Genomic DNA, 23,823 nt, shown 5'->3' on the forward strand with positions numbered 1-23,823 from the left:
CCTATTTTCCGATGCAGAAGCGCGAAAAGATGTGGCCGAGCAGCGCGTCCGCGTCCACGCGCCTGGTAATGTCGCCCAAAGCGTGATGTGCATCACGAAGTGACTCCGCCGCGAGATCGAGCGCTTCCGCGTCGAGCGCGGCGGCGGCGGCCTCGAGTCCACGCTGCGCCCGCCGCAGCGCGTCGACATGGCGCGCACGCGCGGTGAATTCGCCCTCGCCGGAGGCATCGCCCACCACCAGCGCGCGCAGCCGCGCGTGCAGGGCCGCCATGCCCGCCCCGGTGGTCGCCGACACGCGCAGCGCGCCATCGGGCAGGGGCGGCGCATCGGCCGGCAGCAGGTCGGCCTTGTTGTGCAGCCAGAGCACCTGCGGCACGCCGTCGAGATCGGCGGCCACCGCGGCACGGCCGGCGTCGGGATCGCGGGCGTCGACGACGGCGATCGCGAGCCCCGCGCGCCCCAGCTCGTCGCGGGCGCGACGCATGCCCTCGCGCTCGATCGTGTCGCCGGCGTCGCGCAGGCCGGCGGTGTCCACCAGCACGAGCTCCGCGCCGTCGACGTGGACGGTTTCGCGCAGCAGGTCGCGCGTGGTGCCGGCGACGTCGGTGACGATCGCGCGCTCGCTGCCGGCCAGCGCGTTGAGCAGCGAACTCTTGCCGGCGTTGGGCGGCCCCACGATCACCGCGTGCAGGCCATCGCGCAGGCGGCGGCCACGCTCGGCGTCGCCGAGCAGTGCGGCGAGGTCGGCCCGCGCACGCTGCAGGCGCGCGACCAGCTGCGCACCGCCCAGGGTTTCCAGCGGCTCGTCGGCGAAATCGATCGCGGCCTCGGCGTGCACGCGGATCGCCAGCAGCTCGTCGGCCAGGGCTTCGACGCGGTGCGAGAACCGGCCTTCGAGCGAGCGTCGCGCCGCGCGCGCGGCGGTCAGGTCGCCTGCGGCGACGAGGTCGGCAACCGCCTCGGCCTGGGCCAGGTCGAGGCGGCCGTTGAGGAAGGCGCGCTCGGTGAACTCGCCCGGCCGTGCCATGCGCGCGCCCAGCGCGCAGCAGCGCGCGACCAGTGCCTGCAGCAGCACGGGATTGCCGTGGCCCTGCAGTTCCACCACATCTTCGCCGGTGTAGCTGGCCGGTGCCTGGAACAGCAGGACGATGCCATCGTCGAGGGCCTCACCGTCGGCATCGAGGAAGCGGACGTGGTGCGCGTGGCGTGGCCGCAGGGCCTGTCGCCCGCAGAGCGTGCGCGCGATCGCGGCGGCCGCGGGGCCGGACAGGCGCACGATGCCGACGCCGCCGACGCCGGGCGCGGTGGCGACGGCGGCGATGGTGTCGGAGGCGGCGCGGTTCATCGCTGCGCCGGGCGCAACCGCCGCCCGGACTCAGTCCCTGGCAACGGCCTTGGCCGGACGGTCGCCGCCGGCATCGGGCTTGTCGGCGAACTTGCGGATCAGCCACCACTGCTGCAGCAGGCCGAGCGCGCCGTTGGTCACCCAGTACAGCACCAGGCCCGAGGGGAAGAAGATCATGAACACGCCGAAAACCAGCGGCATCAGCTGCATCATCTTCTGCTGCATCGGGTCCATGCCGACCATCGGCGCCAGCTTCTGCGTGCCCCACATCACCAGGATGTTGAGCACCGGCAGGATGAAGTACGGATCGCGCGCGGTCAGGTCCTGGATCCAGCCGATCCACGGCGCGTGGCGCAGCTCGACCGACTCCAGCAGCACCCAGTACAGGGCCAGCCAGATCGGCATCTGCAGCAGCACCGGCAGGCAGCCGCCGACGGGATTGATCTTCTCCTTCTTGTACAGCTCCATCATGGCGACCTGGAACTTCTGCTTGTCGTCGCCGTAGCGCTCCTTGAGCTGCTGGATACGCGGCTGGAACTTGCGCATCTTCGCCATCGACTGGTACTGCGCCTTCGACAGCGGGTACAGGACGGCCTTCACCACCACCACCAGGCCGATAATCGACCAGCCCCAGTTCTGCAGCAGGCTGTGCAGCTTGTCGAGGATCCAGAACAGGCCCTCGCCCAGGACGGCGAAGATCGAGAAGCGGCTGTAGTCGACGGCGCGGTCGAGGCCGGGCACGCCCTGCGCCTTGATCTGGCCCACCAGCTTCGGGCCCACCCACAGGCGCGCGCTGGTGCTGGCCTGGTCGCCCGGCGCCACCGCCAGGCCGGGACCGACCTCGCGGATCAGGTGGTGCATGCCGCCCGCGGGGCCCGGCACGGTGTGCAGGGAGATCGTCACCTCGTCGCTGCCGCCCGGGATCCAGGCGCTGAAGAAGTGGTGCTGGAGCATCGCCAGCCAGCCGCCGGACTGGCGCACGTTGACCGGGCCCTCGTCGGCGAAATCAGCGTAGCGCACGCGGCTGTAGCCCTCGCCGGGGCTGAACCAGGTGGCGCCGTACAGGCTGAAGGACTCGGGATTGGTCCAGCCGGTCTTGAGCACCTGCGGCAGGCGCACGAGCTGGCGGTAGACGTGGCCCTGCCAGAGGCTGTCGCTCCTGTTGTAGACGGTGTCGCGCACCTCGACCACATAGCTGCCGCGGGTGAAGACATAGCTGCGGCGGATGCTGACGCCGTCGGCGCCGTGCCAGACGAAGGGCACTTCAAGGGTGTCGGCGTTGTCGGCGAGGGCGTACTCCGTGCCCGGCGACTCGGCCACGAAACCGGACTCGTGGCTCGGCGCGGCGCTGGTGGCGCTGACCCAGCCGCTCTGCGCGGCATAGAAGCGCTCGGGCGCGTCGTCGAACATGCGCACCGGGGCGCTGTCGTCGTCGCGCGTCTGCGGGAACTGCAACAGGTCGGCGCGGGCGATCGAGCCGCCGCGCAGCGCAAGGTCGAGCACGTCCGTGCGCACATGCACCAGACCCTCGGCCGCAGGTGCCGCGGCCGCCTGCGGGTTGCTGCCGGGCACCGCCGCGACCTGCGGCGCTTCCGGTACCGCGCCCGGCACGGCGGGCGCGCCGGGGATCGCCTCGGGCGCACCGGGCACCGTGGCAGCGGGATCGGCCGCGGCGGTCGTGGCCTGCGCCGTCGGCAGCGGTTCGCGCTGCTCCTTGCCCCATTCCATCCACAGCAGGGTCGCCACCATCAGCCAGGCGAAGATCAGGAAGGTACGGGTCTGGTTCATCGGGCAGGCAGGCTCATTCGCCGCTGGGGCGCGGCGTCGGGACGTGGACGGGGGATGCGGCGGGCATTGTGCCGCCCGCCTCCGGCGCGGGCAACGCACCGGCGCGGCGCAGCGCGTCGTGGAAGGCCTCGCGCAGCGCGACCCGGGTCGCGGACGCGGCGGCGTGGCGCGCCACCACGACATAGGCCGCGGGCGGCAGGCGCTCGCGCAGGGCGCGGAATTCCTCGCGCAGCGCGCGTTTGATGCGGTTGCGGCCAACCGCGCGGCGGTCGACCTTGCGCGACACGGCCAGGCCCAGCCGGGCCGGCTGGCCGTCGCGGAGCAGGTGCAGGGCGAGCAGGGGCGTGCCGGTGCGGCGGCCCTCGCTGAAGACGCGGTCGAAATCCGCGCGCACGCGTACGCGCGCTTGGCGGGGCAAGCGGCGGTCCATCGGAACCGGGAGCGCGACGGGGCGGCCGGCGTGCGGGCCGCCCGCGATCATCAGGCGCTGAGGCGCTTGCGGCCCTTGGCGCGGCGGCGGGCCAGGATCTTGCGGCCGTCGGCGGTGGCCATGCGGGCACGGAAGCCGTGGTCGCGCTTGCGCTTGAGGTTGCTGGGCTGGTAGGTGCGCTTGGTGGCCATGGCGGTTTGCTCTGAGCGTGACGCGGAGGAAAGAACCGGAGATTCTATCCCGGCCCGGATCAGCGGGTCAAACCCTGCCGCCCTGCCCGCCCCCGCGCCGTGTTCGCGCAAGCCGCCGGGGGAGCGCAGGTGGTAGGCTGGCGTCCCCCTTCCCACCCCCCGCCGCACGTGGTCCGCCACGACGTGCGGCGGGCCCCGCCGTCGGTACGTGAATCCCACATGGAAGCCTGGCCCCGCTGCCTCGAACGCCTGGAAGCCGAACTCCCGGCCGAGGATGTCCACACCTGGCTGAGGCCGCTGCAGGCCGCGCGGCGCGAGGACGCGACCGTGCTGTACGCCCCCAACGTCTTCATCCGCGACGCGGTGGTCGAGCGCTACCTGCCGCGGATCCGGGAACTCCTGGGCCACTTCGGCGGCGGCGCGGACGTCTCGCTCGAAATCGGGTCCCTGCCCGCGGCCCCGGCGCCGCCACGCATGACCCCGACGGCGGCGGCCACTGCCGCCTCGGCGACCGCAAGCGCGGCGGCGTTCCACGGCAACCTGGATCCGCACTACACCTTCGACAACTTCGTCGAGGGCCGCAGCAACCAGCTCGGCCGCGCGGCCGCCTGGCAGGCGGCGCAGAAGCCCGGCGACCGCGGCCACAACCCGCTGCTGCTCTACGGCGGCACCGGCCTGGGCAAGACCCACCTGATGTTCGCCGCCGGCAACGAGATGCGCCGCAACAATCCCGGCGCGCGCGTGCTGTACCTGCGCTCGGAGCAGTTCTACAACGCGTTCTTCCGCGCGCTGCAGGAACGCACCGCGGACCAGTTCAAGCGCCAGTTCCAGCAGCTCGACGCGCTGCTGATCGACGACATCCAGTTCTTCGCCGGCAAGGACCGCACGCAGGAGGAGTTCTTCCACACCTTCAACGCGCTGTTCGAGGGCCGGCAGCAGATCATCATGACCTGCGACCGCTTCCCCCGCGAGGTCGAGGGCCTGGAGCCGCGGCTGAAGTCGCGACTGGCCTGGGGCCTGCCGGTGGCGATCGACCCGCCGGACTTCGAGACCCGCGCGGCGATCGTGCTGGCCAAGGCCCAGGAGCGCGGCACCCACGTACCCGAGGAAGTGGCCTTCCTGCTGGCCAAGAAGATGCCGTCGAACGTGCGCGACCTCGAGGGTGCCCTGAACACGCTCTCCGCCCAGGCGAACTTCACCGGGCGCGCGATCACCACCGAGTTCGCGCAGGAGACGCTGCGCGACCTGCTGCGCGCCCAGCAGGCGGCGATCAGCATCCCCAATATCCAGAAGACCGTGGCAGACTACTACGGCCTCCAGATCAAGGACATGCTGGGCAAGAAGCGGACGCGTTCGCTGGCCCGCCCGCGCCAGGTGGCGATGGCGCTGGCCAAGGAGCTGACCGAGCACAGCCTGCCCGAAATCGGGGATGCCTTCGCGGGCCGGGACCACACCACGGTCCTGCATGCCTGCCGACAGATCCGCGCCCTGGCGCAGACCGACGGCAAGCTCCGCGAGGACTGGGACAAGCTCATCCGCAAGCTCAGCGAGTGAGGGTCCGGCGGCGCTGGAGCCGGTGGACGGAGGCGGGACAAGCTGTGGACAACTCGACCTCCCGCCCGGGACCCGAAAGTTGTCCACAGGTTCTCCCACCGCAGGACGCGATCTTGTCCACGGGGTTGTAGCGCTGGATTTACGTTTCAAATCAATGGCTTGTGTGGGTTGTCAACCGAAATTTCCGACACCACCACCACCGCTTTCTGTATTTATCCAATTCAAGAGCTAGGGCAAGGGGATACCACCGGCATGCGTTTCAGTCTGCAGCGAGAAGCCTTCCTCAAGCCGTTGGCCCAGGTGGTCAACGTGGTCGAACGCCGGCAGACGCTGCCGGTGCTGGCAAACCTGCTGGCCCTGGTGAAGGACGGCCAGCTCTCGCTGACTGGCACCGACCTCGAAGTGGAGATGGTCGCCCGCTGCGCCGTGGACGACGCCCAGGACGGCGAGGTCACGATCCCGGCCCGCAAGCTCTTCGATATCGTTCGTGCCCTGCCCGACGGCAGCAAGGTGACCGTCAGCCAGTCCGGCGACCGGATCACGGTCCAGGCCGGCCGCAGCCGCTTCACCCTGGCCAGCCTGCCGGCCAACGACTTCCCGTCGATCGACGAGGTCGAGGCGACCGAGCGTGTCGAGGTGCCCGAGGCTGCGCTGAAGGAACTGATCGAGCGCACCGCGTTCGCCATGGCCCAGCAGGACGTCCGCTATTACCTGAATGGCCTCCTGTTCGACCTGGGCGAGCACCGCCTGCGCTGCGTGGCCACTGACGGCCACCGCCTGGCGCTGTGCGAGGCGGCGCTGGACGGCGGCGCGCAGGCCAAGCGCCAGATCATCGTGCCGCGCAAGGGCGTGACCGAGCTGCAGCGCCTGCTGGAAGGCGGCGACCGCGTGCTCGAGCTGGAGATGGGCCGCAACCACATCCGCGTGAAGCGCGACGATGTGACCTTCACCAGCAAGCTGATCGACGGCCGCTTCCCGGACTACGAGGCCGTGATCCCGATCGGCGCCGACCGCGAGGTGAAGGTGGATCGCGAGGTCCTGCGCGCGTCGCTGCTGCGTGCCGCCATCCTGTCGAACGAGAAGTACCGCGGCGTGCGCATCGAGGTATCGCCGGGCCAGCTGAAGATCAGCGCCCACAATCCGGAGCAGGAAGAAGCCCAGGAAGAGGTGGAAGCTGATACCGCGGTGGACGGCCTGGCCGTGGGCTTCAACGTGAACTATCTGCTCGATGCGCTGGGCGCGCTGCGCGACGAAACCGTCGTGCTGGCGCTGCGCGACGCCAACTCCTCGGCGCTGGTGCGCGAGGCGGCCAACGAGCGTTCACGCCACGTCGTGATGCCGCTGCGTCTGTGAGCCCGCGAGGGTTCCACGTGGAACAGGGACGCCCGGCTTCGACCGGGCGTTATGCTTTCCGGGGGTCATCGGGATGCGTCTGAATCGTCTGGAGCTGCGCAACCTGCGGAATCTGGCGGAGGTCGTGCTGGAGCCCGGCGCCGGGTTGAACCTCCTGGTCGGGCGCAACGGAGCCGGGAAAACCAGCGTGCTCGAAGGCCTGCACCTGCTGGCCTATGGACGCAGCTTCCGCGGACGCGTCCGCGACGGACTGCTGCGGACCGGCAGCAGCGCAGTCGAAGTGTTCGCCCAATGGCACACCGAGGCCGGTGACCGCAGCCATCGCGCGGGCCTGAGGCATGGCGGCGGCAGCTGGGAGGCCAGGATCGACGGTGGGACGGTTGGCCATCTCGGCGAACTCTGCGCGGCCTTCATGGTGGTGACCTTCGAGCCGGGCAGCCACGCGCTGGTGTCCGGGGGCGGCGAGCCCCGGCGCAGGTTCGTCGACTGGGGGCTGTTCCACGTGGAACAGGGATTTCTTCCGATCTGGCGCCGCTATTCGCGAGCGCTGAAGCAGCGAAATGCGCTGCTGAAGTCGGGGGCGGGGATCGGACAGATCGCGGCCTGGGATCATGAGCTGGCAACGTCCGGAGAGGAACTGACCCGTCGTCGGGCCCTGTATCTGGACCGGCTGCAGGACCGGCTGGAGCCCGTTGCCGCGGCACTCGCGCCCTCGCTCGGGCAGGCCATGCTGGAGTTCGAACCCGGCTGGCGCCAGTCCAGCCTGTCGCTGGCGGATGCGTTGGCGGTTGCGCGGGACCGGGACCGGATGCTGGGCCATACCAGCGTGGGACCGCATCGCGCCGACTGGCGGTTGCGGCTGTCCGGCAAGGGCGAGGGCGAGACCCTGTCGCGCGGGCAGGCCAAGCTGGCGGCGCTCTCCTGCCTGTTCGCGCAGGCGACGGACTGCGCCGCCGAGCGTGGCGACTGGCCGGTGATCGCGCTGGACGACCTGGCGTCGGAGCTGGATGCGGAGCATCGGGGGCGAGTGCTGGCGTTCCTGGGAAACGTGCCGGCCCAGGCGTTCATTACAGGCACCGATCCGCTTCCGCTGGATGACGGCAGCAGGGTGTTTCACGTGGAACAGGGTCTGGTGACCCCGGGCTAGGTGGGCCGGTGGTTGCGGTTGCGAGCGCGGTCGTCGGTGTTCGATGCCCGGTATGCAGTGGTCAGCTACCGGCATCAGCGCTCATTTTTGGTTCTTCTCCCGACCGAGGAAAAAGGCGCGTGGGAGCATCGCGGCGCTTCGACGCATGGCCTGCTGCCGCTCATGTCCCCCGATGCCGGCCCCACAGGGGCCGGCATCTCCTCCTTGACTTCCCGTCAGCAGGCCACGCGCCAAAGCGTGCAAGGTCCCGGCGGGCCGTTGGAAAAGGCGCGGCGTGGGCCACCTTGCGTGAGCCCCGAGGCGCGTCGACGCTCTGCCCTTCTCCACCGGCTCCGCGACGCTTCCACTATCCCTCGACCGCCGACACTGTTCCGGACTGCGGTGCGATGCCTGCTGACGGGAAGTCAAGGAGGAGGCTGTGGCCGCAGGCCGCAGCCGGGGGACATGAGCGGCAGCAGGCATCGCACCGCAGCACGACCCCCCTCCCGCCGGCCGCGTCTGGGATCAGCGCAGGGCGCGATCCCTCACTTGCGACATGAACCTCATTTTCAGCCTCGTCTTCGGCAGACCTCAGCCCTCAACAGCCAAGCCCAAGCCGCCGCCAACCACCGATTGCCGGGTTGCCAGGTTGCCAGGTTGCCAGGTTGCCAGGTTGCCGGGTCGCAGGATCGCGCTTGTTCCACGTGGAACGTTCCCCGATTCGGGCTCCAGGGCGGCGCCCGTGCGCGCACCAGGCCTGAGGCCGTCGATGGACCCGCTTCTCCGGAGGGCAACCGGGCCCGCCCTCCGGGAGTGGTCCCGCCGCACATCCAGCGAAGCTCCCGGATGCGCCATGCAGGCCACCCGGGGCACCCCTTGCCAACGGGCCTGAAATGCTATAATCCCCGCCTCAAGCCCTATAAGTAATGTGTCGCGCGCCTTCCCCGCGCGCCGGCCATTGCCGGGCGTTTCACGGCCAGAAGCACCTCGATGACCGAAGAAAACGGCAACACCCCCGAGACCGCCGCCAATACCGGCTACGACTCCAGCAAGATCACCGTCCTGCGCGGCCTGGAGGCCGTCCGCAAGCGTCCCGGCATGTACATCGGCGATGTCCACGACGGCACCGGTCTGCACCACATGGTCTTCGAGGTCGTCGACAACGCGGTCGACGAGGCCCTGGCCGGCCACGCCGACGACATCATCGTGACCATCCACGAAGACGGCTCGGTCTCTGTGTCCGACAACGGCCGCGGCATCCCGGTCGACATCCACAAGGAAGAGAACGTCTCGGCGGCCGAGGTGATCCTCACCGTGCTGCACGCCGGTGGCAAGTTCGACGACAACAGCTACAAGGTCTCCGGCGGCCTGCACGGCGTGGGCGTCTCCGTGGTCAACGCGCTGTCCGAGCACCTGTGGCTGGACATCTGGCGCGACGGCGAACACCACCAGCAGGAATACGCGCTGGGTGAGCCCCTGTACCCGCTCAAGGCCGTGGGCCCGGCGGGTGTGCGCCGCGGTACCACGCTGCGCTTCAAGCCGGCGCGGGAGATCTTCAGCGACGTCGAGTTCCACTACGACGTGCTGGCGCGCCGCTTGCGCGAGCTGTCCTTCCTGAACTCCGGGGTGAAGATCACGCTGTCCGACGAGCGCGGGGAGTCGCGTCGCGACGTGTTCGAGTACGAGGGCGGCATCCGCTCCTTCGTCGAGCACCTGGCGCAGCTGAAGACCCCGCTGCACCCTAAGGTGATCGCGGTGTCGGGCGAGGAGAACGGCATCACCGTGGAAGTGGCGCTGCAGTGGACGGACTCCTACCAGGAGACCATGTTCTGCTTCACCAACAACATCCCGCAGAAGGATGGCGGCACGCACCTGCAGGGCTTCCGCGCCGCGCTCACGCGCACGCTGACCAACTACATCGAGCAGAACGGCGTCGCCAAGCAGGCGAAGGTGAGCCTGTCCGGCGACGACATGCGCGAAGGCATGATCGCGGTGCTGTCGGTGAAGGTGCCCGACCCCAGCTTCTCGTCGCAGACCAAGGAAAAGCTGGTCTCGTCCGACGTGCGCCCGGTGGTGGAGCACACCTTTGGTGCCAGGCTGGAGGAGTTCCTGCAGGAGAACCCGAACGAGGCCCGCGCGATCGCCGGCAAGATCGTCGACGCCGCGCGCGCGCGCGAAGCCGCGCGCAAGGCCCGCGACCTGACCCGCCGCAAGGGCGCGCTGGACATCGCAGGCCTGCCCGGCAAGCTCGCCGACTGCCAGGAGAAGGATCCGGCGCTGTCGGAACTCTTCATCGTCGAGGGTGACTCCGCCGGCGGCTCGGCCAAGCAGGGCCGCAACCGCAAGAACCAGGCGGTGCTGCCGCTGCGCGGCAAGATCCTCAACGTCGAGCGCGCGCGCTTCGACCGCATGCTCTCCAGCGCCGAGGTCGGCACGCTCATCACCGCGCTCGGCACCGGCATCGGCAAGGACGAGTACAACCCGGACAAGCTGCGCTACCACCGCATCATCATCATGACCGACGCCGACGTCGACGGCGCCCACATCCGCACCCTGCTCCTGACCTTCTTCTACCGGCAGATGCCGGAGCTGATCGAGCGCGGCCACGTCTACATCGGCCTGCCGCCGCTGTACAAGATCAAGCAGGGCAAGACCGAGCTGTACCTGAAGGACGATGCGGCGCTCGACGCCTACCTCGCCGGCAACGCCGTGGAAGGCGCCAGCCTGGTGCCGGCCACCGGCGAGCCGCCGATCACCGGCGAGGCGCTGGAGAAGCTGCTGCTGGCCTATGCGGCCGCGCGCGACACCATCGCCCGCAACGCCTGGCGTTACGATCCCGAGCTGCTGGGGGCGCTTGTGGACTTCACGCCGCTGGACGCCGCGATCCTGGCCGCCAACGTCGACGAGCGCCACGAGCTCGACCAGCTCGAGAAGCGCCTCAACGAATCCGGGCTCGGCAAGCCGCGCTATTCGCTCGAGTTCCAGCCGGCCACCGACACCATCGGCCCGGCGCTGGTGGCGAGGCGCCGCCACATGGGCGTGGACGCGGTGCAGGTGCTGCCGTTCTCCGCCTTCGAGGGCGGCGAGCTGCGCGCCCTGCGCGACGCCGCGGCGCTGCTGCACGGCCTGGTGCGCGAAGGCGCGCAGATCACCCGCGGCAACCGCGCGCAGCCGGTCACCAGCTTCGCCCAGGCCCAGGCCTGGCTGCTGGAGGAAGCGAAGAAGGGCCGCCAGATCCAGCGCTTCAAGGGCCTGGGCGAGATGAACCCAGAGCAGCTGTGGGACACCACGGTCAATCCGGAGACGCGCCGCCTGCTGCAGGTGACAATCGAGGACGCCGTTGGCGCCGACCAGATCTTCAGCACCCTGATGGGCGACGTGGTCGAGCCGCGCCGGGCCTTCATCGAGGACAACGCGCTCAGGGTGTCCAATCTGGACGTCTGAATACAGGGCTTGACGCCGCCTTCAGCCGGCGGCGTCTACAACGGCGCAATTCATCCCAGAGGACGTTCCCATGAGGATCCTGCCGCTCGCCGCCGCGCTTTCCGCCACCCTGGCGATCACGGCCTGCGCCACCACCACCTCCTCCACCGGGCGTACCCAGTATGTCGGCGCGGTGTCCCAGGCCCAGCTCGACCAGATGGGCGCCCAGGCCTTCAACGAGCAGAAGGCGCAGATGCGCCAGACCAGCGACGCCGCGCAGAAGCGCTACGTCAGCTGCGTGGTCAACGCGATCGTCGCCCAGTTGCCGGCGGACCAGCGCCGGATCGCCTGGGAGTCGGCGGTGTTCGTGGATGACAATCCGAACGCGTTCGCGCTCCCCGGCGGCAAGGTCGGCGTGTACACCGGCATCTTCAGCGTGGCCCGCAACCAGGACCAGCTGGCGGCGGTGATCGCGCACGAGGTCGGCCACGTGGTCGAGAACCACCACGACGAGCGCATCACCCGTCAGATGGGCGCACAGGGCGCGCTGGGCGTGGTCGGCGCGCTGGTGGGTTCGCGCTACGGCGAGGGCGCCACCCAGGCCACCAGCCAGCTCGGCGGCGCCGCCCTGCAGACCGCCTTCCTGCTGCCGGGTTCGCGCGTGCAGGAGAGCGAGGCCGACGTGGTCGGCCAGCGCCTGATGGCCGCCGCGGGCTTCGATCCACGCCAGGCGGTCAACCTGTGGCAGAACATGATCGCTGCCAGCGGCGGTTCGCGCCCGCCGCAGTGGCTGTCCACGCACCCGGATCCCTCCGCCCGCATCGGCGAGCTGCAGTCGCGCGCGACCGCACTGGTGCCGACCTGGGAGCAGGCCCGCGCGGCCGGCCGTCGACCGGCCTGCGGCTGAATCTCCACGCCATTGGCCGATGGTGCGCTCGCGCCATCGGCCCGGATTCTGTTAGGTTTGGCACCCCCCGTGCGCAGGCCGGCGTCCGCCGGCACGCGTCCCGCAGCCAAGAGGTCCGCCATGTTCGCTTCCATGTTCCATCGCACCATCCTGATGACGGCGGTCGCCGCCGCCCTCGGCCTGGCGGCCGTTCCCTCGCCGGTTTGGGCCCAGGATGGCGAGCAGCGCAACGAGCGCCGCAGTGCGCGCGATGCCTTCCAGCAGCGCGGCCAGTCGCGCAAGCGCGCGGAGAAGGCGGACACCCAGGCCGTTGCCCAGGAGTACCCGCAGGCCACGCGCCAGGAGCCGGGTCTCAAGACGAGTACGCGGATCGGCGCCCAGCTCAACACGCTGTCGGAAGCCCAGCAGGCCGGCGACCTCGCCGCCGCCGAGGCCGCCGCCGCCGTCATCCTGGAGAACGACCGCGCCAACGCCTACGAGCGCGCGCTCGCCCTGCGCCTGCTGGCAGACGTGGTGATGGACACCGACGCCACGCGTGCCGCCGACTACATGCGCCAGGCGCTCGAGGCCGATGGCCTCAACAACAACGACCACTACAACACCATGCTGGGCCTGGGCCAGCTGCAGCTGCAGGAAGAGGATTACACCGCGGCGCTGGCGACGTTCGATCGCCTCGTGGCGGAGACGCATTCGGACAAGCCCGAGCTGCAGGTGCTGCGCGGCAACACGCTGTATCGCCTGGAGCGCTACAACGACGCGATCGCGGCGCTCGAGCCGGTGGTCAAGGGCAATCCGGAGGCGCGTGCCGACTGGACCCAGCTGCTGATGGCCTCCTACGCCGACGCGGGGCGGCCCGACGATGCCAAGGTTCTGGCCGAACAGGTCGCAAGCCAGGCACCCGGCGACAAGCGCGCCCAGCTAAACCTGGCCAACGTCTACCTGCAGGCGGACGACTACCCGAACGCGATCGCCGTCTACGAGCGCCTGCGCCAGGCCGGCGAACTCAGCGAAGAACGCGACTACAACAACCTTGCCGCGCTCTACCTGAACTCCGAGAACGGCGAGGCCAATGCCATCAGCGTACTCAACGAGGGCCTCGAGAAGGGCCTGCTGAAGGGCGACTACCGCACCTACTCGTCGCTGGCGCAGGCGTACTACTTCAGTGACCAGTACGAGAAGGCGATCGAGTTCTACGGCAAGGCGGCGCCCCTGGACGACGACGGCAGCACCTACCTGAACCTCGCCAAGGTGCTGTCCAACGAGGGCCGGGACGCCGACTCCAAGGCGGCGGCCCAGAAGGCACTTGACAAGGGCCTGCCCAATCCGGAGGAGGCGCGCAAGCTGCTTGCACGCTGATCCGGCGTGCAAATCAAGCGCCCTGACGCGGTGGTACTGCGCCGCAAGATTGGTATAAGCTTGGAAATTCCCGCGCAGAACACGGTCGCGGATCCAGACAACATTCGGGGCGCTCGCCGCCCGGCCAGAATCGAGTTCCCCGCATGACGCAGCACGCCACGACCCTTGACCGGAACAACGACCAGGACGAGGGCCTGAACTGGGCGCGTATCGCCGGCTTCACCATGGTGGTGGCCTTCCACGCCGCCGCCGTCCTGCTCCTGCTGGCGCCGGTGAACCCGCCGAACGCCGCGCAGGAGGAAGAACAGGTCACCCGCGTGGTGATCATCGAACCGCCGCCGCCGCCCCCGCCGCCGCCGCCGCCGCCGTCGAAGCCGCCGGAACCCCAGCCGATCCGTGAGCTGGTGCCGCCGCAGCCCTCGCCGCTGCCGCCGCCGCCGGAAGAGCCGCCGGTGGTCTTCGACGAGCCCTCGCCGATGGACACTCCGGCCCCGCCGCCGGCCCCGCCGGCGCCGCCCGCCCCGGCCCCGAGCATCGGCGCCAGCGTCGACCCCTCGTCCAAGAGCATGAACCCGCCGAAGTATCCGCCGGCCGCGCTCCGCGCCGGCATCACCGGCCAGGTCGTGCTGGTGGTGGACGTGGACGCTTCGGGTAACGTGACCAACGTGTCGGTGGAGAAGTCCAGCCGCAACCGCGACCTCGATCGTGCCGCGATCGACGCCGCCCGCCGCTGGCGCTTCAACCCCGAGGTCCGCGACGGCGTCCCCGTGGCCGGCCGCGTCCGTGTCCCGGTGGACTTCGTCCTCTAAGGGCGCAAGCACGCCGCGAGTGCCGCAAGCTTTGCAACACCGCTCCGCCCGCTCCACCCTTTCCAACATCACAACATCTAGAAGGTAAGCGTCATGCTGCAGGAAACCACTAACGTCCCCGCCGCTGGAGGCAGCAACGCCGCAGCGCTCCAGCAGATGGGCTTCGCGGACATGATCCAACACATGGACGCGGTCGGCTGGGTGGTGCTCATCACCCTGCTGGTCATGTCGGCCATGTCGATCTACTGGATCATCTTCAATGCCATCAAGCACGCCCGCCTGCGCGGCCGCTCGGACCGCGTGATCAACACGTTCTGGGAAACCCAGAACGCGCAGGACGCGATCCGCTCCATGGAAGAAGAAGCGCGCAGCGAGCCCTTCTCGAAGGTCGCCCTCGATGCCGCCCAGGCCGCGGCGCACCACCAGCGCCATGAAGGTTCGCGCCTGGTCGAGTCGCTCAACCGCTCCGAGTTCGTCGACCGCGCGCTGCGCCAGGGCGTGACCCGCGAGTCGCTGAAGCTCGAAGCCGGCCTGACCGTGCTCGCCACCGTCGGTGCGACCGCGCCCTTCGTCGGCCTGCTCGGCACCGTGTGGGGCATCTACCGCGCCCTGATCCGCATCGGCGCCAGCGGCCAGGCCGACATCGGCGCGGTGGCCGGTCCGGTCGGCGAGGCGCTGATCATGACCGCCATCGGTCTCGGCGTCGCGATCCCGGCGGTGCTCGGCTACAACTTCTTCGTCCGCCTGAACCGCGGCGTGAACAACAAGCTCGACACCTTCGCCCACGACCTGCACGACTTCTTCGCCACCGGCTCGCGCGTCGGCGAGCAGAAGCACTAAGCGCAGACGTACGGGTCCGAGGAGAACCGACATGGCTTACAGTTCAAGTGGTAGGGGCCATGACAAGGTCAACGCCACGATCAACATCGTGCCGCTGGTCGACGTGATGCTGGTGCTGCTGATCATCTTCATGGTCACGGCACCGCTGATGGCCCACAAGGTCAAGGTCGAGCTCCCGGAGGCCAACCTGGACGAGCGTCCGGACACGTCCGGGGCCGTGGTGCCGATCACCATCGCGGTGACCGACAACGGCGACATCTTCCTCAACGATTCGCCGGTGACGCTCCAGCTGCTGGAGAGTTCGCTGGCGGTCGAGGCCCAGAAGACGCCGCAGCCCCCGGTCAACGTCCGCGCCGACCGGACCACGAAGTACGGAATGGTGAAGGAAGTCGTCCAGCTCGCGCAGGCCCAGGGCATGCGCAAGGTCGGCTTCGTCGCCACCCGCGAGCCCAACTGATTCGGAGTTTGCACCATGGCTTTTTCATCCGATTCCGGTGACGGCCCGATGGCCGACATCAACATCATTCCGCTCTGCGACGTGATGCTGGTGCTGCTCATCATCTTCATGGTCACCGCGCCCCAGCTGTCGTATCCGATCGACATCGACCTGCCGCAGCGTTCGACGAATCCGCCGGTGAACCCGGTGGATCCGCCGGAGCCCATCCGGCTGCGCATCGACGCCGGCGGCCAGGTGTTCTGGAACGACAGCCCGGCCCCGATGTCGGCGCTGCGCAACATGATGGAGAGCGAGGTCCAGCGCGATCCCAACAACCAGCCCACGCTCGAGATCGACGTCAACGCCGAGGCCGATTACGGCGTGCTGGCCAAGGTGCTGGCCGAAGCGAAGAATGCACAGATGATGAAGATCGGTTTCGTGAGGAACTGATCCGCAAGAGTCTCCCGGCGTCGCCTGCAGCGCGTCGCGGAGGCACAACACGCTTGCTTTCTTGCGCCGCCCCACAAGGGCGGCGCTTTTTTGCGTGTGAAAGAAACGCGTTTGCCACGGATTTGCGCGGTTGGGAGCGGATCTACACGGATAAGACAACAGCTTTGCCAGGATCGCGGTAGGAGCAGCTATAGCTGCGACCAGTGCGCCGAACGGCGTAACAGGCTTGCCTCGCAAAACCGTCATTCGCGGGCGGGGCGCTGCCTGTGATGAGCCCCGCAGATTCCGGTCGCAGCTGTAGCTGCTCCTACACAAGTGCGCTGTGCTTTATCCGCGTGATCCGCGTGATCCGCGTCCATTCGCCTCCATCCGTGGCAAGAGCTCTTTGCGCCGCTACAGAAGTGCGAGGTAGCGGCCGACGGTGGTGGACAGGCCGTCATAAAGGGCTTCGCTGACGAGAGCGTGGCCGATGGAGACTTCCTCGACGCTGGGAACGGCGGCCAGGAAGTCGCGCAGGTTGGACTGGCTGAGGTCGTGGCCGGCATTGACCCCGAGGCCGGCGGCGCGCGCGCGGCGCGCAGTGTCGGCGCAGGCGGCCAGCGCAGCGGTGGCATCGCCGGAGGCGTGGGCGTCGGCGAAGGGGCCGGTGTAGATCTCGATGCGGTCGGCGCCGGCATCGGCGGCCGACTCGACGGCGCTGCCGGCGTCGGCGAACAGGCTGACCCGGCAACCGAGGCCGCGCAGTTCGGCGACCAGCGGCGCGAGACGGTCGCGGTCGCGCTCGAAGTCGAAGCCGTGGTCGGAGGTGATCTGGCCGTCGTCGTCGGGCACCAGGGTCGCCTGGGCAGGCCGGACCGCGCGGCAGAGGGCGATGAAGCCCGGGTAGCCGGGGCGGGGAGCGGCGAAGGGATTGCCTTCGAGATTGAGCTCGACGCCGCGTTCGCCGGCGAGCGCGGCCAGGGCGATGACGTCGTCGGCGCGGGCGTGGCGCGCGTCGGGGCGGGGATGCAGGGTCAGGCCGTGGGCGCCGGCGTCCAGGCAGGTGCGCGCGGCGCGCAGCATGTCGGGCTCGGCGCCGCCGCGCGAATTGCGCAGCACGGCGATCTTGTTGAGGTTGACGCTCAGTCGGGTCATGGGGCGGCAGGATACGCCGGCCGCCAGCGATGTGCCCGGGCCCTGTTCGTCCGGCGTGAACTCAAGCCTGGGTGGAATCGCCCGGCGTCGCCGCCGCTGCCGTCGCTGCCGCCGCCGCGGCGACCGAAGCACCGCTGGCGCGGCGGGCCTCTGCCTCGTCGCGCAGGCGCTTCAGCTCCATCGGGTCGAGCATCATGCTGTCGTCGCGCGACTGGTTGCCGACGCGCTGCGCCAGCAGCCCGAGTACCCAGGCCACGGTGCCGGCCAGGGCGACGAGCAGGCAGATCACGGCCAGCGCCATCGAGGATGCGTTCAGCGCCACCGCGAAGGCGGCCACGGCCAGGAGCAGGAACAGCCAGGGCATGGGGTGTCTCCGCGGGGTCGGATGCGCAGTCTAGCCCGCCTGACGCCGCGCCCGCGCGGCCGCCGGACGGCGGGAGTCTGCCGCCGGTCGCAGTTCGGGACACGCAGCGCCCGGCGCTGTGTCGCCGGGGACGGCCGGAGCCGGCGGCGCGCCCGCCTAGAGCAGCGGTGACAGCAGGCGGGCGAGGGCCTCCGGCAGGCGGGCACGCAGCAGCGGGCGATGGCGACCGCGCTGGACGCGCGGCGCATTGGCGAGCTCGCCTTCGAGCAGGGTCGCCAATGTGGCGGCGATGCCCGGATCGTCGAACAGCACCGAGACCTCGAAGTTCAGGCGGAAGCTGCGGTGGTCGAAGTTGGCGCTGCCCACGAGCACCAGTTCGTCGTCGACCAGCAGGGTCTTGCTGTGCAGCATGCGCGGGCCGTACTCGTAGATCTTCACCCCGGCCAGCAGCAGGGCGCCGAAGTAGGAGCGCGCCGCCAGCGTGACCAGCTTCGAATCGCTCTCGCGCGGGACCAGCAGGCGCACGTCGAGGCCGGCCGCGGCGGCCGAGGTCAGCGCCATCATCGCGGCCTCGCCGGGCACGAAGTAGGGCGTGGTCATCCACACCCTCCGCTTCGCCGCGTGGATGGCGGACACGTGCATGCGGTGGATCGCCTCCCACGGCGAGTCCGGGCCCGACACCAGCACCTGCGCGCGGATCGGCCCGGGGCCGGCGTCCGGCGGGGTATCGCGCGCCACGCGGGACAGGAAGTCGCGGCTGCCGGTGGCATAGGCCCAGTCCTCGCAGAACACCAGCTGCAGCCGGCGCACGACCTCGCCCCCCAGGCGCAGGTGGAGGTCGCGATAGGCGTGATCGCCGAGGCGCTCGTCCTGCTCGTCGGTGACGTTCATGCCGCCGGTGTAGGCAACGCGGCCGTCGATCACCACGATCTTGCGGTGGGTGCGCAGGTTGGCCCAGGGCCGGCGCCAGACGTGGCCGAAGCGCATGGGGTGGAACCAGGCGACTTCACCGCCGGCGTCGAGCAGCGGCTGGAAGAAGCGGCGCGCGCGTGCCGACCCGATCGCGTCCACCAGCAGCCGCACCTCGACGCCGGCGCGTGCGCGCTCGGCCAGTGCGTCGCGCAGCGCGGCGCCGGTTCGGTCGGGCTCGTAGATGTAGTACTCGAGGTGGACGTGCTTCGTGGCGGCGGCGACGTCGGCCAGCAGCGCGTCGTACTTCGCCGCCCCGTCCACGAGAAGGCGCACTTCACGCGCGGTCGCCGGCGCGAGACCGGTGATGGTCAAGGCGAGGCGGGCGAGCTCGGCGGCGTCGGCGTGCGCCGCGTGCTCGAAGGCGGCGCCGGCATCCATCGACTCGCGGCTGCGCGCGCGCCGGAGGCGATGGCGCCGGATCCGCTGCGGCCCGAATACGTGGTAGATGAAGAAGCCGAGGTAGGGCAGCAGGGCGAGGCCGAGCAGCCAGCTCAGCGTCGCCACCGGCTCGCGCTTCTGCAGCACGATCCAGCCGCCGAGCAGCAGCAGGTAGGCGGCCCACAGCGCCAGCAGCCACGTGCCCAGCTGTGGGATCGACAGGAGGGCCTGCCAGGCTTCGCGCAACGCGTCCAGACGCTTCCCCCGTCGCAGGGACTGAGACCACCAGCGTCTAGGCTAGCCGCATGCGCGACGATGGCAAAGCCAGGCTGGCCGCCCTGGGACCCCTCAAGGGCCGCGGGGCGGCCTCGCGCGTCACCGGCCGCTTCGAACAGCGCAGCGCCAGCCGCGAAGACGATGGCTGGGGCTCGGGCCATGACTTCACCGACGCGAGCGGCGAGGCGCTGGAGCCGGGCCCGGCCACCACGGTCACCGTCGAGCGCGCGCGCAGCATCATCAGCCGCAACCAGTCGCCGGACGTGGGCTTCAGCCAGTCGGTCAATCCCTATCGCGGCTGCGAGCACGGCTGCGTCTACTGCTTCGCCCGGCCCAGCCACGCGTATCTCGACCTGTCGCCGGGCCTCGACTTCGAGACCCGCCTGTACGCCAAGACCAACGCGGTCGAGCTGCTGCGCGCCGAGCTGGCGCGCCCGCGCTACGCCTGCTCGCCGATCGCGCTTGGCGTGAACACCGATGCCTACCAGCCGCTGGAGCGCCGCCAGCGCCTCACCCGCGGCCTGCTCGAAGTGCTGGCCGAAGCCCGTCATCCGGTGCACCTGATCACCAAGAACGCGCTGGTGCTGCGCGATCTGGACCTGCTGGCGCCGATGGCGGAGCAGGGCCTGGTGCAGGTGGCGCTGTCGGTGACCACGCTCGACAACCGCCTGGCCGCGCGCATGGAGCCGCGGGCCTCCGCACCGCACGCGCGGCTCAAGGCCATCGCCGGGCTGCACGAGGCCGGCGTGCCGGTCAGCGTGATGGTGGCGCCGGTGATCCCGGCGATCACCGACGGCGAGCTCGAGGCGATCCTTGCCGCCGCGCGCGGGGCCGGCGCGACGGACGCGTCCTATGTGCTGCTGCGCCTGCCACACGAGCTCAAGGAGGTGTGGCGGGAATGGCTTGCCCAGCACTATCCCGACCGCGCCGCGCATGTCATGAGCCTGGTCGCCCAGATGCGCGGCGGGCGCGACTACGACAGCGCCTTCGGCAGCCGCATGCGCGGCGAGGGGCCCTTCGCCCAGCTGCTGGCCGCCCGCTTCGCGAAGGCCCGCAGGACGCTGGGGTTCACCCGGCTGCCGGCGCTCGACTGCGGCCGCTTCATCGCGCCGGTACGGCCCGCGGCGGCGCCGCCGCCCTCGCCGCAGGGGAGCCTGTTCTAGCCGCCCGGTACACACGGCATACACGCACCGGAGACAGGGCTCTGGTGTACGGTGCCGCGATGAAAGAGCAACACGGCCAAGCCGGGCATCCCGCCGCCGGGGACGTGGCGACCGAAGCGGTCGGCGCGGCCGACGCCGCATCCGGCGATGCCGGCGACCTCGATCAGCAGCTGCGCGACTGCCAGGCGGAACTCGAACGCGTGACCAGGGACCATGCCCTGGTCTCGCATGGCATCGCCCACGACCTGCGCGCGCCGCTGCGTGCGATCGATGGCTTCGCGGCGATGCTGGAGGCCGGCTCCGGCGAGAGTCTCGACGCTGCCGGGCGCGACCAGCTGGCGCGCATCCGCGCCGCGGCCGCGCGCATGGCCTCGCTCATCGACGCGCTGCAGGCACTCTCGCGCGCGTCGCACGACGCGCTCGAGATCGGCGAGGTCGACGCCAGCCTGCTGGTGGACTGGGCGCTGGTGGAACTGTGCGACGCCGAACCCGGGCGCCGGGTGGAATCGAGCGTGCAGCCGGGCATCCTGGTGCGCGCCGACGAGCGCCAGCTCAAGCTGGTCTTCGACCACCTGCTGCACAACGCATGGAAGTTTTCCGCCGGCCGCGACGCCGTGCACATCACCGTCGATGCAGAGCAGGCGCGCGACACCGTGCGGATCCACGTGCGCGACCAGGGCAGCGGCTTCGACACGCGCCACGCCGACCGCATGTTCGATCCCTTCCAGCGCCTGCATGGTGCCGACGAGGGCGGAGGCCACGGGCTGGGCCTGACGATCGCGCGCCGCATCATCGAACGCATGCGCGGCCGCATCTTTGCCGACAGCGTGCGCGGCGAGGGCAGCGTGTTCCACGTCGAACTGCCGGCGGCCCGGAGTCCGGCGTCGCCATGAGCAACCGCCCGATCCTGCTGGTCGAGGACAATCCCGACGACGTCGAACTCACCCGCATCGCCTTCGCCGAGGCCAAGATCGCCAACCCGCTGCACGTCGTGGGCAACGGCGTGGAAGCGCTGGACTACCTGTTCGGCCGCGGCGCCTGGGCGGACCAGGCGCGCCGCGAGCCACCGGCGCTGGTGCTGCTGGATCTCAACATGCCGCGGATGGACGGCCGCGAAGTGCTGCAGGCGATCCGCGCCGACAGCGGGACCCGCAGCCTGCCGGTGGTGGTAATGACCACCAGCACCGAGCCCTTCGACGTCGAGGCCTGCTATTCGCTGGGCGCGAACAGCTACATCCGCAAGCCGGTGGACTTCAGCCAGTTCATGTGGGCGGTGAAGCAGGTCGGGATGTACTGGCTGGTGCTGAACCACCCGCGCGAGGGCTAGGGCGGATCGCGGGGACGCCGCCGGGGGACGCCGCCGGTCGCGCAACCGGCGCTCAGCCCGCGGGGAACAGCGCCTCGGCGCGCTGGAACAGGATCCAGCTGGTGGCGATGAACTTGTCGCCGCCCTGCGGACGGTTGCCGCGATGGGTATGGGTGAAGGCGGTGGGCGCGATCAGCAGGTCGCCGGTACGCGGCGTAACCTTGCGGCCCTGGAACAGGAACTCGGTCTCGCCGGCGTCGAAGCCGTCGTTGAGGTAGAGCGTCCACAGCAGGTGCCGGTGCAGGGTTTCGGCCTGAGGGTCGCGCGGATAGAGCTCGCAGTGCCAGTACGGATAGCCGCCTTCGCCGTCGGCGTACCACTGCAGGTTGACCGTGCCCGGGCGCAGGCAGGCCATCGCCAGCCGGCCCAGCGCACGGTCGTCCATGGCGGCGATGTCGTCGGCCTGCAGCCGCCGGAGCGCGCCGTCGGCCCCGGGCTGCTGCAGCATCAGCGGCGCGATCAGCGCCTGCGGATACTTGCGCAGATAGGCCAACAGCCCGCCGTAGACGGCGACGTTGAGCGCCTGCTCGACGTCGGCCCAGTCGGCGCGCCCGGCCAGCCCGATGTCCCGGCTCTTCTTCAGCTCCGGAAACACCCCGCTGCCCACGCGCCCGGGCTGCAGCGCATCGCTGGCGCGCATGCGCTCGACGATCGCCGCGCAGGTCGCCGCGTCCAGGGCACCCGGGGTCACTTCGATGAAGTCGGCGGTCGGTGTCATACGGGGCTCGCTTCTGGTGGGACTTGGGGGAAGAGCTTTCTTGCCACGGATGGACGCGGATTACGCGGATTTACACGGATAGAGCAAAAACTGGGAAAAAGCTTCTTGCCACGGATGAACGCGGATCACGCGGATTCAGCTGAAGCAAGATCGCCGGGGAGAGGCACAGCCGGAAACACTGCCCTGGCCAGGCGAGTGTGCCTGCACTGGCCTCGACCCGATCCGCGTAATCCGCGTAATCCGCGTCCATCCGTGGCAAAAAAGCTCTTGGCCTTTTCCCTTCTCCTGCCTTTGCCCTATCCGTGTAAATCCGCTTGATCCGCGTTCATCCGTGGCAAAGGCTTTTCCGCACCTCCAGCGTCACCCGGCTGATGCGTCGTGGTCGCGGTGGTAGCGGGTGGCGGCTTCGACTTCGGACTTCGAGCCGAGGAACACCGGCACGCGCTGGTGCAGCTGTTCCGGGGCGATCTCCATGATGCGCGCGCGGCCGTTGGTGGCGGCGCCGCCGGCCTGTTCGACCAGGAAGGACATCGGGTTGGCCTCGTACATCAGGCGCAGCTTGCCCGCCTTGCCGGGGTCCTTGCGGTCCCAGGGATAGATGAAGATGCCGCCGCGGGTCAGGATGCGGTGCACGTCGGCCACCATCGACGCCACCCAGCGCATGTTGAAGTCCTTGCCGCGCGGGCCTTCCTTGCCCACCAGCAGGTCGCGCACGTAGTCCTGCATCGGCGCTTCCCAGTGGCGCTGGTTGGACATGTTGATCGCGAATTCCTTCGTCTCCTCCGGGATGCGGATGGATTCGCGGGTCAGCATGAAGGTGCCGGTTTCGCGGTCGAGGGTGAAGGCGTGGGTGCCGTGGCCGAAGGTCAGCACCAGGGTGGTCTGTGGGCCGTAGACGCAGTAGCCGGCCGCGACCTGGCCGGTGCCCGGCTGCAGGAAGTGTTCGTCGGCGATCGTGGCGACGCCGTCGGGCGCGCGCAGCACCGAGAAGATCGTGCCCACCGAAACGTTGACGTCGATGTTGCTGGAGCCGTCCAGGGGATCGAACAGCAGCAGGTAGTTGCCGCGCGGATACGCATCCGGAATCTGGTGGCAGTGCTCCATCTCCTCCGAGGCGCAGGCCGCGAGGTGCCCGCCCCAGGCGTTGGCCTCGAGCAGGATCTCGTTGCTGATCACGTCGAGCTTCTTCTGCGCCTCGCCCTGGACGTTGCCGGTGCCGGCATCGCCGAGCACTCCGCCCAGCGCGCCCTTGCCGACCGCGATCGAGATGCTGGTGCAGGCGCGGGCGACCACCGCGATGAGCTGGCGCAGGTCGGCGTTGATGCGGCCGGCGCGCTGCTCCTCGATCAGGTGGCGGGTGAGGGAGACGGCGTGGCGGGGGCTGGACATGGCGACCTGCGGACGGGAAGGACGCCGCCATTCTCCCGGCTGCCGCCGGGGAAGC

22 protein-coding genes are annotated in these 23,823 nt (G+C 69.9%); 13 read left to right on the top strand and 9 right to left on the bottom strand.

Annotated features, from left to right (window positions below):
* Position 1: 1 nt before the first annotated feature.
* The 4 genes from mnmE to rpmH are packed head-to-tail and all read right to left on the bottom strand — an operon-like array spanning position 2 to position 3,754.
* Positions 2–1,345, bottom strand: coding sequence for a tRNA uridine-5-carboxymethylaminomethyl(34) synthesis GTPase MnmE (gene mnmE / locus IE168_RS13515; RefSeq protein WP_189499134.1), 1,344 nt, complete (start codon positions 1,343–1,345; stop codon positions 2–4).
* Positions 1,346–1,375: 30 nt separating this feature from the next.
* Positions 1,376–3,133, bottom strand: coding sequence for a membrane protein insertase YidC (yidC, locus tag IE168_RS13520; protein WP_189499136.1), 1,758 nt, complete (start codon positions 3,131–3,133; stop codon positions 1,376–1,378).
* Positions 3,134–3,146: 13 nt separating this feature from the next.
* On the bottom strand, positions 3,147–3,563 hold the full coding sequence (rnpA, locus tag IE168_RS13525; RefSeq protein ID WP_189499138.1) for a ribonuclease P protein component: 417 nt from the start codon (positions 3,561–3,563) through the stop codon (positions 3,147–3,149).
* Between the two features lie 50 nt (positions 3,564–3,613).
* Positions 3,614–3,754, bottom strand: coding sequence for a 50S ribosomal protein L34 (gene rpmH, locus IE168_RS13530; RefSeq protein ID WP_027070414.1), 141 nt, complete (start codon positions 3,752–3,754; stop codon positions 3,614–3,616).
* Between the two features lie 219 nt (positions 3,755–3,973).
* Here rpmH and dnaA point away from each other — a divergent pair, with 219 nt between their 5' ends.
* The 10 genes from dnaA to IE168_RS13580 all read left to right on the top strand — a co-directional run bounded on the left by dnaA (position 3,974) and on the right by IE168_RS13580 (position 16,008).
* On the top strand, positions 3,974–5,308 hold the full coding sequence (gene dnaA / locus IE168_RS13535) for a chromosomal replication initiator protein DnaA (RefSeq protein WP_189499140.1): 1,335 nt from the start codon (positions 3,974–3,976) through the stop codon (positions 5,306–5,308).
* A 252-nt stretch (positions 5,309–5,560) separates the two neighbouring features.
* On the top strand, positions 5,561–6,661 hold the full coding sequence (dnaN, locus tag IE168_RS13540) for a DNA polymerase III subunit beta (protein WP_189499142.1): 1,101 nt from the start codon (positions 5,561–5,563) through the stop codon (positions 6,659–6,661).
* Positions 6,662–6,734: 73 nt separating this feature from the next.
* Complete coding sequence (gene recF, locus IE168_RS13545) at positions 6,735–7,808, top strand: DNA replication/repair protein RecF (RefSeq protein WP_189499144.1); 1,074 nt, start codon at positions 6,735–6,737, stop codon at positions 7,806–7,808.
* Between the two features lie 969 nt (positions 7,809–8,777).
* On the top strand, positions 8,778–11,231 hold the full coding sequence (gene gyrB / locus IE168_RS13550) for a DNA topoisomerase (ATP-hydrolyzing) subunit B (protein WP_189499146.1): 2,454 nt from the start codon (positions 8,778–8,780) through the stop codon (positions 11,229–11,231).
* Positions 11,232–11,301: 70 nt separating this feature from the next.
* The gene (locus tag IE168_RS13555) at positions 11,302–12,117 is read left to right on the top strand and encodes a M48 family metallopeptidase (RefSeq protein WP_189499148.1); all 816 of its coding nucleotides are present in this window, start codon (positions 11,302–11,304) and stop codon (positions 12,115–12,117) included.
* Between the two features lie 120 nt (positions 12,118–12,237).
* Complete coding sequence (locus IE168_RS13560) at positions 12,238–13,473, top strand: tetratricopeptide repeat protein (RefSeq protein WP_189499150.1); 1,236 nt, start codon at positions 12,238–12,240, stop codon at positions 13,471–13,473.
* 143 nt (positions 13,474–13,616) lie between these two features.
* On the top strand, positions 13,617–14,282 hold the full coding sequence (locus tag IE168_RS13565; RefSeq protein ID WP_189499152.1) for an energy transducer TonB: 666 nt from the start codon (positions 13,617–13,619) through the stop codon (positions 14,280–14,282).
* 93 nt (positions 14,283–14,375) lie between these two features.
* The gene (locus IE168_RS13570) at positions 14,376–15,122 is read left to right on the top strand and encodes a MotA/TolQ/ExbB proton channel family protein (RefSeq protein ID WP_189499154.1); all 747 of its coding nucleotides are present in this window, start codon (positions 14,376–14,378) and stop codon (positions 15,120–15,122) included.
* A gap of 31 nt (positions 15,123–15,153) precedes the next feature.
* On the top strand, positions 15,154–15,579 hold the full coding sequence (locus IE168_RS13575; protein WP_189499156.1) for an ExbD/TolR family protein: 426 nt from the start codon (positions 15,154–15,156) through the stop codon (positions 15,577–15,579).
* Positions 15,580–15,594: 15 nt separating this feature from the next.
* Positions 15,595–16,008: an ExbD/TolR family protein gene (locus IE168_RS13580; RefSeq protein ID WP_189499159.1), complete on the top strand. Its 414-nt coding sequence runs from the start codon at positions 15,595–15,597 to the stop codon at positions 16,006–16,008.
* A 393-nt stretch (positions 16,009–16,401) separates the two neighbouring features.
* Here the strand turns inward: IE168_RS13580 and IE168_RS13585 are convergent, their stop codons facing one another.
* The 3 genes from IE168_RS13585 to cls all read right to left on the bottom strand — a co-directional run bounded on the left by IE168_RS13585 (position 16,402) and on the right by cls (position 19,111).
* Complete coding sequence (locus tag IE168_RS13585; RefSeq protein WP_189499161.1) at positions 16,402–17,142, bottom strand: pyridoxine 5'-phosphate synthase; 741 nt, start codon at positions 17,140–17,142, stop codon at positions 16,402–16,404.
* A gap of 61 nt (positions 17,143–17,203) precedes the next feature.
* A complete protein-coding gene (locus IE168_RS13590; RefSeq protein WP_189499162.1) occupies positions 17,204–17,506 on the bottom strand; it encodes a hypothetical protein in 303 nt (100 codons plus the stop codon).
* Positions 17,507–17,662: 156 nt separating this feature from the next.
* Positions 17,663–19,111: a cardiolipin synthase gene (gene cls, locus IE168_RS13595; RefSeq protein ID WP_189499191.1), complete on the bottom strand. Its 1,449-nt coding sequence runs from the start codon at positions 19,109–19,111 to the stop codon at positions 17,663–17,665.
* Between the two features lie 50 nt (positions 19,112–19,161).
* On the opposite strand from cls, the gene IE168_RS13600 reads away from it, so the two are divergent.
* The 3 genes from IE168_RS13600 to IE168_RS13610 are packed head-to-tail and all read left to right on the top strand — an operon-like array spanning position 19,162 to position 21,622.
* Complete coding sequence (locus IE168_RS13600) at positions 19,162–20,295, top strand: PA0069 family radical SAM protein (protein ID WP_189499164.1); 1,134 nt, start codon at positions 19,162–19,164, stop codon at positions 20,293–20,295.
* Between the two features lie 59 nt (positions 20,296–20,354).
* Positions 20,355–21,188, top strand: a complete 834-nt coding sequence (locus IE168_RS13605; RefSeq protein WP_189499166.1) for a sensor histidine kinase — start codon at positions 20,355–20,357, stop codon at positions 21,186–21,188.
* On the top strand, positions 21,185–21,622 hold the full coding sequence (locus tag IE168_RS13610; protein WP_189499168.1) for a response regulator: 438 nt from the start codon (positions 21,185–21,187) through the stop codon (positions 21,620–21,622). The genes IE168_RS13605 and IE168_RS13610 overlap by 4 nt, the downstream gene beginning before the upstream one ends.
* Before the next feature lie 52 nt (positions 21,623–21,674).
* On the opposite strand, the gene IE168_RS13615 is transcribed toward IE168_RS13610, so the two are convergent.
* Together IE168_RS13615 and IE168_RS13620 are read right to left on the bottom strand one after the other, a co-directional pair.
* Positions 21,675–22,379 carry a 2OG-Fe(II) oxygenase gene (locus IE168_RS13615; protein ID WP_189499170.1) on the bottom strand — a complete coding sequence of 235 codons (705 nt, stop codon included), beginning with the start codon at positions 22,377–22,379 and terminating at the stop codon, positions 21,675–21,677.
* A gap of 360 nt (positions 22,380–22,739) precedes the next feature.
* Positions 22,740–23,768 carry a class 1 fructose-bisphosphatase gene (locus tag IE168_RS13620; protein WP_189499172.1) on the bottom strand — a complete coding sequence of 343 codons (1,029 nt, stop codon included), beginning with the start codon at positions 23,766–23,768 and terminating at the stop codon, positions 22,740–22,742.
* Positions 23,769–23,823 lie beyond the last annotated feature (55 nt).

Origin of the sequence: Luteimonas padinae (assembly GCF_014652935.1) — a bacterium.
In the GTDB taxonomy this organism is placed as follows: Bacteria; Pseudomonadota; Gammaproteobacteria; order Xanthomonadales; family Xanthomonadaceae; genus Luteimonas; species Luteimonas padinae.

Coding starts and splice junctions, on each gene's coding strand:
- IE168_RS13565 (WP_189499152.1), top strand. CDS start 13,617: ATGACGCAGCACGCCACGACCCTTGACCGGAACAACGACCAGGACGAG.
- IE168_RS13580 (WP_189499159.1), top strand. CDS start 15,595: ATGGCTTTTTCATCCGATTCCGGTGACGGCCCGATGGCCGACATCAAC.
- IE168_RS13560 (WP_189499150.1), top strand. CDS start 12,238: ATGTTCGCTTCCATGTTCCATCGCACCATCCTGATGACGGCGGTCGCC.
- IE168_RS13570 (WP_189499154.1), top strand. CDS start 14,376: ATGCTGCAGGAAACCACTAACGTCCCCGCCGCTGGAGGCAGCAACGCC.
- IE168_RS13590 (WP_189499162.1), bottom strand. CDS start 17,506: ATGCCCTGGCTGTTCCTGCTCCTGGCCGTGGCCGCCTTCGCGGTGGCG.
- IE168_RS13610 (WP_189499168.1), top strand. CDS start 21,185: ATGAGCAACCGCCCGATCCTGCTGGTCGAGGACAATCCCGACGACGTC.
- dnaA (WP_189499140.1), top strand. CDS start 3,974: ATGGAAGCCTGGCCCCGCTGCCTCGAACGCCTGGAAGCCGAACTCCCG.
- gyrB (WP_189499146.1), top strand. CDS start 8,778: ATGACCGAAGAAAACGGCAACACCCCCGAGACCGCCGCCAATACCGGC.
- dnaN (WP_189499142.1), top strand. CDS start 5,561: ATGCGTTTCAGTCTGCAGCGAGAAGCCTTCCTCAAGCCGTTGGCCCAG.
- rpmH (WP_027070414.1), bottom strand. CDS start 3,754: ATGGCCACCAAGCGCACCTACCAGCCCAGCAACCTCAAGCGCAAGCGC.
- rnpA (WP_189499138.1), bottom strand. CDS start 3,563: ATGGACCGCCGCTTGCCCCGCCAAGCGCGCGTACGCGTGCGCGCGGAT.
- IE168_RS13620 (WP_189499172.1), bottom strand. CDS start 23,768: ATGTCCAGCCCCCGCCACGCCGTCTCCCTCACCCGCCACCTGATCGAG.
- IE168_RS13605 (WP_189499166.1), top strand. CDS start 20,355: ATGAAAGAGCAACACGGCCAAGCCGGGCATCCCGCCGCCGGGGACGTG.
- IE168_RS13615 (WP_189499170.1), bottom strand. CDS start 22,379: ATGACACCGACCGCCGACTTCATCGAAGTGACCCCGGGTGCCCTGGAC.
- IE168_RS13600 (WP_189499164.1), top strand. CDS start 19,162: ATGCGCGACGATGGCAAAGCCAGGCTGGCCGCCCTGGGACCCCTCAAG.
- IE168_RS13555 (WP_189499148.1), top strand. CDS start 11,302: ATGAGGATCCTGCCGCTCGCCGCCGCGCTTTCCGCCACCCTGGCGATC.
- recF (WP_189499144.1), top strand. CDS start 6,735: ATGCGTCTGAATCGTCTGGAGCTGCGCAACCTGCGGAATCTGGCGGAG.
- yidC (WP_189499136.1), bottom strand. CDS start 3,133: ATGAACCAGACCCGTACCTTCCTGATCTTCGCCTGGCTGATGGTGGCG.
- IE168_RS13575 (WP_189499156.1), top strand. CDS start 15,154: ATGGCTTACAGTTCAAGTGGTAGGGGCCATGACAAGGTCAACGCCACG.
- mnmE (WP_189499134.1), bottom strand. CDS start 1,345: ATGAACCGCGCCGCCTCCGACACCATCGCCGCCGTCGCCACCGCGCCC.
- IE168_RS13585 (WP_189499161.1), bottom strand. CDS start 17,142: ATGACCCGACTGAGCGTCAACCTCAACAAGATCGCCGTGCTGCGCAAT.